We start from the raw sequence: 13,040 nt of genomic DNA, 5'->3' as shown, positions 1-13,040 counted from the left end.
CTATTGGCTATCCTGAATATTCCCTATTACCATACCTCTTTTTCACATTTATCAAATAAATATCCCCATCATCATGATCAAAGATATCCCCCACTATTTTAGTGGAGGATATCTCTGATCATCGGCTTAAGTAATCGTTTGCGTCGTTAGTCCAAAATAACCCCGATTCGGCGTGCTACTTCTTCATACGCTTCAATCAAGCCACCAAGACTCTGGCGAAAACGGTCTTTATCCATTTTATCCAAAGTCTGCTGATCCCACAGGCGACTACCGTCCGGAGAAAACTCATCCCCCAATACGACGTTGCCGTTGAACAAACCAAACTCTAATTTGAAATCCACCAGAATCAAACCAGCATCATTGAACAGTTTACTCAATACTTCGTTGGCTTTGTAACTCAGTCGTTTCATCTCGGCCAGATGCACCTTGCTAACCCAGCCGAATGTTTCACAGTAAGACTCATTGACCATCGGATCATGCTTGGCATCATTTTTCAAAAACAGATCAAACAGGGGGGGATTCAATACCATTCCTTCTTCCACACCAAGGCGCTTCACAAGAGAACCCGCAGCACGGTTGCGGATAACACACTCAACCGGCACCATATCCAGTTTTTTCACCAGGCATTCGTTATCTGACAGCAGCCGTTCCATTTGCGTCGGAATACCCGCCTCTTCCAGTTTGTTCATAATGAAATGGTTGAATTTATTATTCACCATACCCTTGCGATCAAACTGTTCGATGCGTTCACCATCCAAGGCTGATGTATCATTACGGAATTCCAGCACAAGCAGGTCAGGGTTGTCAGTGGAATACACTGTTTTTGCCTTTCCACGATACAACTCAGCTTTTTTCTGCATCTTACACTCCAGAGATGTGACATCTTTAAACAAAAAAATTAAACGAAAAAATTTCACCCAAAATATAAAGGGGCCTAGGCCCCTTTATGTATTACTTGTCTGTAGTTCTGCTGAATGCTGCCTTAAATACAGCCATCATTTGATCATTTTCAGCCTGAGTCAGCGGCTGGCCTTTCTCTTTGATAAATTGCAGGCTGCTTCGGTTATCCAAGTCGCCCACCTGTAACTTGTAATTTCCTTCGCTGATGGAAGGAGCCTCGACGCCCAGTTCTTTCCAGCCTGAAGAACTCAGCTCTTTATAAGTCACCTCTATCATTCCCGTCGCACGCGTACGATCAGTGACACGCATGCCTATACTTTCCAACGTATGCGGTAATCGGTTCCAGACCACAGTGTATGGCGCACGGACAATGATTTGTGGCAAAGCTGTATTATCGCTGCCACTGTTTACTACTAACACCCCTGTATTCTTCGTGCTGTTCAAACTTGCTAACTCCTGCTGCTGATTTAAACCATCAGACAGCTCGTTAAGCATGATTAAATCATAATCTTGGATTATTGCCGGATCAGAGACGACTTTCCCATCATGTTCCAAACTTTCATTTGTAACAGACAGCGCAATTTGAGAACCCTGCGGAGACACTTCAATACGGTAGCGTCCACGATAAGGAATATTTTCATCTGCCCGCGACCATGAGATCCAATCAGTGACCAGAATTTGCTTGGTATCATCTTTTTCGCTAATCTGGTAATTCTTCTTCGCCAATAGACTAACCACTTGTGACCACAGATTGCTGTGTTCTGGGGTATTTTCAATCAACAACTTACCGGTTCGCACATTATTTCCCATGTGGGAACCCGCCAATAACTGCATCGCCTGTACTGGCGGACGAATATCAAGGGATTTACCCACCGCCCCTTTTTCGGTCGCTGATGAAATAGTATATTCACTATTTTGCGGCGGCAATATCATTCCTGCTGGAACGTTCAATGCTTTCAGCGGTGGCGTCTCAAGATAGGACTCATCCCCACTCACCTGACGTTTATAGTGCTGATCTTTGGAACAGGCTGCCAGCAAAACGACTAATGACAGGCCAGCAACCTTCATGACCTTCGATTTTTGCAATAATGTTGCCATTAAAATTCCCTAATTTTTACAGTAATCCAGCCAATTTCAAGGCATTATTAACCGAAACTTGTCCTGCCTGCGTCAACGGAATCATTGGCAGGCGCAGCGTGTCATCGGCAATCAATCCCAGTTTACGACAGGCCCACTTGGCTGGCGTCGGGCTAGGTTCAACAAATAATTGATGATGCAATTCCATCAGTCGGTTGTTCAGGCTACGCGCCTTCACAAATTCACCCTTCTGAGCCAGTTCGTATATTTGTGCCATCTCCGCAGCCGCTACATTCGCCGTCACAGAAATAACCCCTTTTCCACCAAGCTGCACAAAATCAAGAAAACTTGCATCATCACCACTCAGCAAAATGAAATTTTCATCATTAACCAATTCTTGGATCTGACTGACACGACTTAAGTTCCCAGTCGCTTCCTTAATCGCAACAATATTTTCCAGTTTTGCCAGACGGGCAACAGTCGATGGCAGTAAATCACATGCGGTCCGAGAGGGTACATTATACAGAATTTGTGGTAAGTCAGTATTGTCAGCTATCGCTTTATAATGCTGATATAAACCTTCCTGTGATGGTCTATTATAATAAGGTGTCACAGACAGGCAACCAGCAATACCCGTATTTTCAAAACGACGAGTCAGCGAAATGGCTTCTGCCGTCGCATTTGCCCCTGTTCCGGCAATCACCGGAATGCGGCCATCAGCCAATTCCAATGTTGTCAGTACGACATCCACATGTTCATCTTGGCTGAGTGTTGCACATTCACCCGTTGTCCCAACAGAAACAATTGAAGATGTACCACTGGCGATATGATAATCAATTAACTTTTTCAAACTGGTTTTATCAATCTGACCGTTTGAATTCATTGGCGTTACCATTGCAACCATACTGCCCGTAAAACCAGAGTTACCACTCACCATTGCCATTTCCCCTTAACTAAACCTTAAACTGCGGATGAGAAGTTCATGGTACTTTCTTGTCATACAGAAGAAAACTCTTTAAGCGCACGATTTCAATGAATTTTGTTAATATCAAGTGTAGTCGATTAAACAGAGATTATAATCGCACTTCCCTTCACAAATACAATTGACCTTCTCCTGATCATTTTTTATGTTTAATGACGACACACACAGCAAACATCTACCGTAGAAAGGAAAATCGCTTTGCCAAAATCAGAACAGTATTTTTTAGTGATCACTGCCCTTGGTGCAGATCGCCCCGGCATCGTCAATACCATTACCCGCCTTGCCAGTGCATGCGGCTGTAATATTGAAGACAGCCGTCTGGCAATGTTTGGCGAAGAGTTTACCTTTATCATGCTGCTATCCGGTAGCTGGAACGCCATTACCCTGATCGAATCCACTCTGCCACAGAAAGGGGCAGAACTCGAATTGCTTATTGTGATGAAACGGACTCGGTGCGGTGTCCAGACAAAATTTCCTTCGACAATTTCCGTCAGAGTGGATGTGGATGATTCACCGGGTATTGTTGAACGTTTTACCAATCTGTTCACGACCCAGAATTTCAATATTGCTGAACTGGCATCAAAAACCCACCCCGCTGAGGAAAATATGCCCGCCCGTCTGCAAATCCACATTACAGGCCATAACCCACTGGATGATAATGGCCTCATATTCAAAGAATCCTTTTATCGCCTATGTACAGAATTAAATGCACAAGGCAGTATTAGCGTACTGGATCATTTAAATAAAAACGATTAAACGGAGAATACGTGATGAGCCAATTGAAAACTGGTGATAAAGCCCCAAAATTCAGTCTTCCTGACCAAGATGGCGAAACCGTTAGCGTATCTGACTTCAAAGGTCAGCGTGTTTTAGTTTATTTTTATCCCAAAGCGATGACGCCAGGCTGCACTGCTCAGGCTTGTGGCTTACGTGACAAGATGAATGAACTGAAAGAAATCGGTGTTGAAGTGTTGGGTATCAGTATAGATACACCTGAAAGGTTATCTCGTTTTGCAGAAAAAGAGAGGCTGAATTTCACACTTCTTTCTGACGTTGACCATCAAGTTGCTGAGCAATTTGGTGTTTGGGGAGAAAAACAGTTTATGGGAAAAACCTATGATGGCCTTCACCGCATCAGTTTCTTAGTTGACCCAAAAGGTGATATTGAACACGTTTTTAATAAATTCAAAACCAGTAACCATCACCAAATCGTACTGGACTACCTGAAACAACATTCATCATAATCCGGCATCGACCAATCCCCCTGTTTGACAGGGGGAGTTTCGTTATCTACGTTGACGTCGTGCCTGAAATGTCAGTGCAATTATTATTCTGATCCTACGATTTTTTCTTCAGACCAAACACGAATAACAGCCTTGATCAAAGTTGCCAGTGGAATGGCGAAAAAGACGCCCCATAACCCCCAGAATCCGCCAAAAATAATGACAGAAAGAATGATCACGAGTGGGTGTAAGTTCACCGCCTCTGAGAACAAGATAGGTACAAGGAGATTACCATCCAGCCCCTGCACAACCAGATAGGCAATAAACAGTGTCCAGAAATCAGTACCAAGCCCCCATTGAAACAGCGCCACAATAATGACAGGAATTGTGACAATCACCGTGCCGATATAAGGGATGAGTACAGACAAACCAACAAATACCGCAAGCAGCAGAGAATAACGTAATCCAAAGAAAGCAAACACCGCATAAGTACAAATAGTCAGAATAACCATCTCCGTGACTTTTCCACGAATATAGTTGACGATCTGTTGATTCATTTCATGCCATAGTTTACCCGCTAAGCCGTGATTACGTGGCAACACACTCTGTAATGCTGCAACCATCTGGCTTTTATCTTTCAGCAGGAAAAACACCATCAAAGGAACTAGGATCAGATAAATCGCGAGCGTCAGTAAACCAATCACGGACGCCACTGAAATCTTTAAAAAAGACTCACCGGCCAGAGGAAGCTTAGTACGCAGATTATCGGCAATCATTTCAATAATACCGGCATCGACCAAAGCAGGATAACGGGAGGTTAAAGTGTGTGCATATTCATTAAAGCGATTGAACATATTGGGTAAGTCAGAAAACAGATTTAACCCCTGTTGCCAGACAGTGGGAGCAACGATCAGGATAACCAGCGCACTTATCCCCATAAAAATTGTCAATACGATGGTCACTGAAAGAGTTCGACTACAACCCAGTTTTTCCAGTTTTACTGTAGGCCATTCCAGTAGATAAGCCAGCACAATTGCGGCAAGAACAGGAGCCAGGATGCCATTAAAAAAATAAATGACGCCAAACCCAACCAACAAAATTACCAATAGTGCAGCAACCTGCGGATCTGCGAAACGGCGATGATACCATCGCATGATCATATCCAGCATAAATACAACTCCTCGACAGCGAACACTCAATTATGATTTTTACTAAATTTATTACGATGGACTGATTTTAAGTTATGATTTGCTATCATACACACATTCATAAGTTAATAACTAACTGGGACACATTGTTTTTACGAGAATCATTTTATGATAAAAACACCCAAGAAATCCCTGATAGTGACATTGATTAGCCTATTACTATTTGGAAATTCACCCGCTTTATCTGTAAGTTCCGAAAATTCACTACCCGATATCGGAACAAGTGCGGGGGCGACTCTCAGTATCAACCAAGAAATAGCAATGGGGGATTTTTTTATACGTCAGATACGTGCTGGAGCGCCGCTAATTGATGACCCCCTGCTTAAACAATACATTAATAAATTAGGCCATAAATTAGTTAATCATGCCGATTCAGTAAAAACGCCTTTTCAATTTTATCTGATCAATAACCCCGCTATTAACGCGTACGCTGTTTTCGGTGGTAACGTAGTGCTACATTCCGGTTTATTCCGCTATAGCCGCAATGAGAGTGAGTTGGCTTCTGTCATGGCTCATGAAATCTCCCATGTAACACAACGCCACTTGGCTCGTTTTATGGAAGATACACAGCGCAAAGCGCCATTCGCATGGGCAGGAATATTAGGATCCATACTGTTGATGATGGCCAATCCACAAGCAGGAATGGCGACACTCAGCGGCACACTGGGTGGTTTTCAGCAAGGTATTATCAGCTTTACCCAGTCAAATGAACAGGAAGCTGATCGCATTGGTATGCAGATTCTCAACAATTCAGGTTTTAACCCTCATGGTATGCCTGATTTCATGCAGATTCTGGTTGATCAGACGCGATATAGCTCTAAACCGCCAGAAATGTTATTAACCCATCCACTACCCGATAGCCGTTTATCCGATGCTCGTAACAGGGCAAATCAGTATCCGAAAAAAACCGTTCCAGAATCAGAATCTCAAGATTTTCTGTTTGCCCGTGTTCGCATCCTGACAATCAGCGCTACAGATCAGCTCAATTACATTGAACAAATTCTGAATAATTACAGTCAGGGAACCACTAAAGAACAGCTCGCCGCTTCTTATGGACGGGTTCTCCTTCTGTCTCAGGCTCAAAAGTATGCTGAAGCCAAAACAGTATTGTCTCCATTACTGGATAAGCAGCCTGATAACATCTGGTTTATCGATGCTATGACGGATATCGATATTGAGCAAAAACAGTATGAGCAAGCGATTACCCGTTTACAGCATGCTCTCCAGAAACATCAAAATAACCCGGTACTACAAATCAATCTTGCCAATGCCTATATTCAGGCCAAACACTATCCGCAAGCATCACAACTGCTATTTCGCTATACCTTCAACAATCCTAATGATCCCACTGGCTGGTCACTAATGACAGAATTAGCCAAAAAACAGGGAAAACGTGATAAAGAGCTGGTTTCCTACGCTGAGACTATGGCATTGCAAGGCAAATTTGACATGGCTATAAACTATCTCAGCCAAGCCAGTGCCTTGGTAACATTAAATAGTGATGATCAGGCTCGTTATGATGCCCGTATTGATCAATTGCGCCAATTGCAACAACGTTATAGCCAATATGACAAATGAGGACTTTTTACATGCCACAGGTTATTTTTTATCATAACCCTCGCTGCTCAAAGAGCCGTGAAACACTCAAGCTGGTTGAAGATCTCAGTATTTCACCAGAAATCATTCACTATCTCGACACCCCACCAACGGTAGAGCAGCTTACCGTTTTACTGAAGCAACTGGGTTTCAAAGATGCCCGTCAGTTAATGCGAACCAAAGAAGAACTTTATAAGGATCTCAATCTTGGTGATGACACATTATCCCAAGCGGCATTACTCCAAGCGATGGCAAAACACCCTATATTGATAGAGCGTCCGATTGTTGTTGTCGGTGATAAAGCTCGTCTAGGTCGCCCACCAGAACAAGTTAAGGAGATTCTTGGCTAACACCTCACTTTCCAGAAAAATCATACAAACAAAAAAGTGATAGGGACATATTCACTATCACTTTTTTCCTGTTTCCTTCCTGGCTGGTTCGCTCAAAGATCAAGAATATCTTTCACAAATGGTATCGTCAGCTTGCGCTGCGCCACAATAGAAGCACGGTCAAGCTCATCTAACGTTCTAAACAGTGTTTGCATTTCCCTATCGAGTCGTTTCAACACAAAACGCCCTACATCTTCGGGTAATTCAAATCCCCGTAATTTCGCCCGCAATTGCAATGCCTGAATCTTTTCATCATCAGACAGTGGCTGCAATTTGTAAATCTGCCCCCAATCCAGACGAGAAGCCAGATCCGGCAATGTCAGATTAATTTGCCGTGGAGGACGATCCCCGGTGATCAATAAGCAGGTGCGGCCAATCTCTACAATCCGGTTATAAAGATTGAAGATAGCCATTTCCCATTCTTGATCGCCTGCAATACATTCAATATTATCAATGCACACTAATGATAAATGTTCCATTCCATCAAGGACTTCAGGAACAAAATAGGCACGTTTATCCAGTGGTACATATCCCACCGCCTCTCCCTGTTGGGATAATTCGGCACAAGATGCATGAAGCAAATGGCTCTTGCCCCCGCCATCGCGGGACCAAAAATAGATATAACTGCCGTGTGACTGACTAATGGCCAGTTTTATTGCAGCTAATAAGGAAGTATTCTCACCTGCAAAGAAACTGGCAAATATTTCATCATCGGGCAAATATAGGGGCAAGGAAAGCTGCGACGGTGTATTCAGAAGCACCTCAAACAGAATGGATAACGAACAGCGCTAAGTCTACCACAGAAAGTGACTATAAATGAAATAAATGCGCTGTTCAAAACAGGCATTGATTGTTAACGTCTACCTTTCATGGAAAGGTAGACGTTAACAATACAGTAGATAACAAGGTGTTGTTTTTCTGATTGGAATTAGAATTGACATCCAGATTAGTATCAAAGCCTATTTTTCCATCACAAAGCCGTCTTTATCAATTACCCATCAAATGGCTGGCTCAGGATAAAGACTACTGACATATTTTATTATTATTCAAATAATTAGAGCATTACTATCTGGAGGGTGCTACTGCCACACAAGACATTCAAAAACATTGATGGATTAATAAAACAAAATGTTATCGTATGATATTCTTTATTAATAATTAACGCCCTGATTTTAATAGTTATAATTAGAGATAATCTAAACTAAAAAGAATCAATAAATAGACATTAACGTTGATTAAAATTTATTTAGGGGATTGACGTATCAATTAAAATCACTCTATATAATCTTCCTGATCTCTCAATTGAAAATTAAAGGAAAAAACCAAGATATAGAGTGAATTAGTAAAAATAGCGTTAGGAAAAATATATTAAATAGTAGACTTTCATTATGAGTCAAAAAGAGAAGGGCTTTTTCTTTAAAACCCTTCCTTATAAATTGAATTAATCTTACTTATTCTACAGCTTCACGTTTTTTATCATTGTCAATCGATTCTACAGAAGAAGTAATATAAAGCTCCTCTGGACGGATAACACTGATCAATTTGAATATCAGGCTCAAACCAATACCTACTACAGTTGCCAGTGCCATACCTTTCAATTCTGCTGTACCAATCTGGATCTTCGCCCCACTGACACCAATAATCAAAATAATGGAGGTCAGGATCAGGTTCTGTGCCTTGCTATAATCGACTTTAGAATCAATCAATACCCGAATACCTGATGCGCCAATGACACCATACAGCAACAAGGAAACACCGCCCATAACCGGGACAGGAATGACCTGAATTGCCGCAGCCAGTTTGCCAACACAAGAAAGCAGAATGGCCAGTATCGCTGCTCCACCAATCACCCACGAACTGTACACTCGGGTAATCGCCATAACACCAATGTTTTCACCGTAAGTTGTATTGGGAGTCGAACCAAAAAAACCCGAAATCATGGTTGAAAAACCATTCGCAAACATCGAACGGTGCAAACCAGGATCTTTCAATAAATCCTTCTGCACAATATTAGCCGTGACGACCAGATGACCAACATGTTCCGCAATCACGACCAGCGCCGCGGGCAAAATAGTCATAATGGCAAACCATTCAAAACGCGGTGTATAGAACGTCGGTAATGCAAACCACGGTGCCTCAAGTACAGGTGTAAAATCCACTGCTCCCATAAAAAACGCCAGCGCATAGCCTGCTAAAACACCAATCAGGATTGGAATAATCGCCATAAAGCCACGGAACATCACCGAACCCAAAATTGTCACGGCTAACGTCACCATCGATATGGTCAGGTTAGCCGTATTGACTTCAGCTCCAATGGCTGGGCGCAAACCCGCCATATCTGCTGCAACCCCTGCCAATTCCAGACCAATGACAGCAACAATTGCCCCCATTGCCGCTGGCGGAAATATCACATTGATCCAACCCCGTCCTGCAATTTTGACAATCAACGAAACCAGACAAAACAACAGTCCACAAACAATAAACCCACCCAGAGCCAGTTCATATCCCAGAGGCAACAACAAAAGTACCGGCGAAATAAATGCAAAACTGGAGCCTAAATAAGCCGGAATTTTCCCTTTACAGATAAATAGATACAGCAATGTTCCAATACCATTGAACAGCAGAATTGTGGCAGGATTCACTTTAAATAAGACGGGAACCAAAACAGTTGCGCCAAACATGGCAAATAAGTGCTGTAAACTCAAGGGAATGGTCTGTATCAGTGATGGCCTTTCATCTACCCCAATAGTACGGCGGGTCATTATTTATATCCTCTATGTTACCTTGCTGGAAGCAAAAAAAAACCGACTTTTCAGTCGGCTAAATGTTATTTAGTACCGAATATCTTATCGCCCGCATCTCCCAGACCAGGAACAATATATCCATGCTCATTCAGACATTCGTCAATCGAGGCAGTATATAGCTCGACATCCGGGTGAACCTTCTCCAGTGCGGCAACCCCTTCTGGTGCGGCAACCAAAACCAATACCTTAATCACAGGGCATCCTGCCTTTTTCAGCAGATCAATCGTAGCAATCATAGAACCGCCGGTCGCTAGCATCGGATCAACAACCAAAGCCATACGCTCACTAATATCAGAAACCAGTTTCTGAAAATAAGGCACAGGTTCGAACGTTTCTTCGTCACGATAAACACCGACAACACTGATCCGCGCACTTGGAATATTTTCCAATACGCCATCCATCATTCCCAAACCGGCACGCAGGATAGGAACCACAGTAATTTTCTTCCCTTTAATCTGGTCTATCTCTACCGAACCACACCATCCTTCAATGGTCACTTTTTCTACTTCTAAATCAGCAGTTGCTTCATATGTCAGAAGACTACCCACTTCTGAGGCCAATTCACGAAAGCGCTTAGTGCTTATATCATGAGCTCGCATCAGGCCGAGTTTATGTTTAACTAATGGGTGTTGAACTTCAACGATCTTCATGAATTTCTCCTACTGTATATAGCCGGCAGATAAAAAAATCGCGGGATTATACCTCCTTTTCGACACCGAGCCACTATCAATCCATTGATTTTTATCAAGCATAAGCATTTTTCCTTTTATTTTTGTCTGGCAGGAAACCTGCATAAAGCTATCGCAAACGTTTGCTTAGACTGTTAGAATTGCCGCCGTTCTGTTTTATTCATTCAAATGCAACCGCCTGGGGGCTACGCAGTGACCAACAAAACCTCTCTTAGCTATAAAGATGCTGGTGTCGATATTGATGCTGGCAATACCTTAGTCAATCGTATCAAAGGTGTCGTGAAACAGACCCGTCGCCCTGAAGTGATGGGGGGATTAGGCGGTTTCGGGGCACTATGTGCGCTGCCACAGAAATATCGTGAACCTATCTTAGTTTCCGGTACAGATGGCGTTGGCACCAAGCTGCGTCTGGCTATGGATCTGAAACGCCACGATACCATCGGGGTTGATTTGGTTGCCATGTGTGTCAATGATCTGGTTGTTCAGGGAGCCGAACCACTTTTCTTCCTTGATTACTATGCAACAGGCAAACTGGATGTTGATACCGCAGCCAGTGTCATTACTGGTATTGCCGAAGGTTGCAAACAGTCTGGCTGTGCCCTGGTCGGTGGTGAAACCGCCGAGATGCCGGGTATGTATCATGGCGAAGATTACGATGTGGCGGGGTTTTGTGTCGGCGTGGTCGAAAAATCAGAGATCATTGATGGCAGCCAAGTTCAAGTGGGTGATGCGCTAATTGCACTGGCATCCAGTGGGCCACATTCCAATGGTTATTCATTGATCCGTAAAATCCTTGACGTCAGCCAGACCAATCCGGAAACAACAGAGCTTGAAGGCAAATCGCTGGCAGATCATTTGCTCGTCCCAACCCGAATTTATGTCAAGCCTGTTCTTGAACTGATTGAACAGTTCGAGATCCACGCCATTGCCCATCTGACTGGTGGCGGCTTCTGGGAAAATATTCCCCGCGTTCTACCGGAAAATATGCAGGCCAAAATCAATGCCTCCAGTTGGCAATGGCCAGCTATCTTTACGTGGTTGCAGCAGGCAGGCAATGTCAGCAATCACGAGATGTATCGCACATTTAACTGCGGAGTAGGCATGATCATCGCTCTGCCACAATCTCAGGCAGAACAAGCGGTTGAATGGCTGAACGCGGCAGGTGAAAACGCTTGGCAGATTGGTACTATTACCGAATTTGACACCAATACTGAACTGAACACCAACGAGCAACAAGTTATCATCAGCGAATGAAAACCATGAAAAAAATTGTCGTTTTGGTTTCCGGCAATGGCAGCAATCTTCAATCCATTATAGACGCCAGCCAGCAAAACCGGATTAATGGGCATATCTGTGCGGTATTCAGTAATAACACCAATGCCTATGGCCTGCAACGTGCAGAACAAGCGGGTATCCCCGCCCATTTTCTCAATCCACAAGCGTTCCCGGATCGCACTGCTTATGATTGCGCCCTGCTCACAGCCATTGATCAATATCAGCCAGATTTAGTAGTTTTAGCGGGCTACATGAGAATACTATCGCCTGATTTTGTGCAGCACTACTGTGGACGTATGCTCAATATACATCCTTCTCTGCTGCCCAAATACCCCGGTCTGCATACTCACCGCAAAGCCATTGAAAATGGCGATCAAGAACATGGCACTTCCGTCCATTTTGTTACCGAAGAGCTTGATGGCGGCCCCGTTATTTTACAGGCCAAAGTACCGATTTTTGAGGAAGATCAGGAAGAGGATGTTATCAGGAGAGTTCAGGCTCAAGAGCATGATATCTATCCGCTGGTCATTGGCTGGTTCTTAGATGGGCGCCTGAGCATGAGCGATAATATAGCAATACTGGATGGCAAAACACTGCCACAGCAGGGTTACGCCTCAGAATAATCTATACCGAATGGATTTCGAATTGCAGTGCGGCGGCAAGGGAACGAATCCCCGGGAGCATAGCTAACTATGTGACCGGGGTGAGTGAGCGTAGCCAACAAAGCGGCAACTTGAAAGACGAAGGGTATATATTGCTAGACCGTAAACTTACAGCATTGTGTTAAGACGAAACGTGTTAAGGTAAGACGCGTTAAGATGATACTTTGCTGTAAGTCGTCATTTCAGATTAAATTCTTTATACACCCAGAAAATCGGTTATTTATTCATCTAACAA

Annotated in this window: 13 protein-coding genes; 6 read left to right on the top strand and 7 right to left on the bottom strand. The window is 43.5% G+C overall.

Translation table 11 applies throughout. From position 1 onward, the window contains the following. Window positions 1-146: 146 nt before the first annotated feature. The 3 genes from purC to dapA all read right to left on the bottom strand — a co-directional run bounded on the left by purC (window position 147) and on the right by dapA (window position 2,914). Window positions 147-860, bottom strand: a complete 714-nt coding sequence (gene purC / locus NXS07_RS01685; protein ID WP_038195211.1) for a phosphoribosylaminoimidazolesuccinocarboxamide synthase — start codon at window positions 858-860, stop codon at window positions 147-149. Between the two features lie 91 nt (window positions 861-951). Further along, window positions 952-1,998: an outer membrane protein assembly factor BamC gene (gene bamC / locus NXS07_RS01680; RefSeq protein ID WP_258086052.1), complete on the bottom strand. Its 1,047-nt coding sequence runs from the start codon at window positions 1,996-1,998 to the stop codon at window positions 952-954. Window positions 1,999-2,014: 16 nt separating this feature from the next. Then, window positions 2,015-2,914, bottom strand: coding sequence for a 4-hydroxy-tetrahydrodipicolinate synthase (gene dapA, locus NXS07_RS01675; protein ID WP_038206591.1), 900 nt, complete (start codon window positions 2,912-2,914; stop codon window positions 2,015-2,017). A gap of 243 nt (window positions 2,915-3,157) precedes the next feature. Here dapA and NXS07_RS01670 point away from each other — a divergent pair, with 243 nt between their 5' ends. Further along, complete coding sequence (locus NXS07_RS01670; protein WP_038221570.1) at window positions 3,158-3,715, top strand: glycine cleavage system transcriptional repressor; 558 nt, start codon at window positions 3,158-3,160, stop codon at window positions 3,713-3,715. 14 nt (window positions 3,716-3,729) lie between these two features. Continuing rightward, window positions 3,730-4,203: a thioredoxin-dependent thiol peroxidase gene (gene bcp, locus NXS07_RS01665; protein ID WP_038221569.1), complete on the top strand. Its 474-nt coding sequence runs from the start codon at window positions 3,730-3,732 to the stop codon at window positions 4,201-4,203. 83 nt (window positions 4,204-4,286) lie between these two features. Here the strand turns inward: bcp and NXS07_RS01660 are convergent, their stop codons facing one another. Further along, window positions 4,287-5,351 carry an AI-2E family transporter gene (locus NXS07_RS01660; RefSeq protein WP_038221568.1) on the bottom strand — a complete coding sequence of 355 codons (1,065 nt, stop codon included), beginning with the start codon at window positions 5,349-5,351 and terminating at the stop codon, window positions 4,287-4,289. A 147-nt stretch (window positions 5,352-5,498) separates the two neighbouring features. On the opposite strand from NXS07_RS01660, the gene bepA reads away from it, so the two are divergent. Together bepA and arsC are read left to right on the top strand one after the other, a co-directional pair. Then, on the top strand, window positions 5,499-6,968 hold the full coding sequence (bepA, locus tag NXS07_RS01655) for a beta-barrel assembly-enhancing protease (RefSeq protein ID WP_038221565.1): 1,470 nt from the start codon (window positions 5,499-5,501) through the stop codon (window positions 6,966-6,968). 11 nt (window positions 6,969-6,979) lie between these two features. Beyond that, window positions 6,980-7,336, top strand: a complete 357-nt coding sequence (arsC, locus tag NXS07_RS01650; RefSeq protein ID WP_038221564.1) for an arsenate reductase (glutaredoxin) — start codon at window positions 6,980-6,982, stop codon at window positions 7,334-7,336. Between the two features lie 92 nt (window positions 7,337-7,428). On the opposite strand, the gene hda is transcribed toward arsC, so the two are convergent. From hda to upp, 3 genes are all read right to left on the bottom strand, one after another. Beyond that, entirely contained in the window at window positions 7,429-8,136 is a 708-nt protein-coding gene (gene hda, locus NXS07_RS01645; RefSeq protein WP_038188693.1) for a DnaA inactivator Hda, read from the bottom strand. 690 nt (window positions 8,137-8,826) lie between these two features. After that, on the bottom strand, window positions 8,827-10,137 hold the full coding sequence (gene uraA / locus NXS07_RS01640; protein WP_258086051.1) for a uracil permease: 1,311 nt from the start codon (window positions 10,135-10,137) through the stop codon (window positions 8,827-8,829). A 65-nt stretch (window positions 10,138-10,202) separates the two neighbouring features. Further along, the gene (gene upp / locus NXS07_RS01635) at window positions 10,203-10,829 is read right to left on the bottom strand and encodes a uracil phosphoribosyltransferase (protein ID WP_046336814.1); all 627 of its coding nucleotides are present in this window, start codon (window positions 10,827-10,829) and stop codon (window positions 10,203-10,205) included. Window positions 10,830-11,060: 231 nt separating this feature from the next. On the opposite strand from upp, the gene purM reads away from it, so the two are divergent. Then, window positions 11,061-12,122, top strand: a complete 1,062-nt coding sequence (gene purM / locus NXS07_RS01630; RefSeq protein WP_258086050.1) for a phosphoribosylformylglycinamidine cyclo-ligase — start codon at window positions 11,061-11,063, stop codon at window positions 12,120-12,122. A 5-nt stretch (window positions 12,123-12,127) separates the two neighbouring features. Further along, window positions 12,128-12,766, top strand: coding sequence for a phosphoribosylglycinamide formyltransferase (gene purN, locus NXS07_RS01625; protein WP_038195196.1), 639 nt, complete (start codon window positions 12,128-12,130; stop codon window positions 12,764-12,766). The last annotated feature ends 274 nt before the right edge of the window (window positions 12,767-13,040 follow it).

The organism is Xenorhabdus bovienii, from assembly GCF_024721015.1.
Classification (GTDB): Bacteria; Pseudomonadota; Gammaproteobacteria; order Enterobacterales; family Enterobacteriaceae; genus Xenorhabdus; species Xenorhabdus bovienii.
This window is presented reverse-complemented; position numbering and strand designations above follow the sequence as displayed.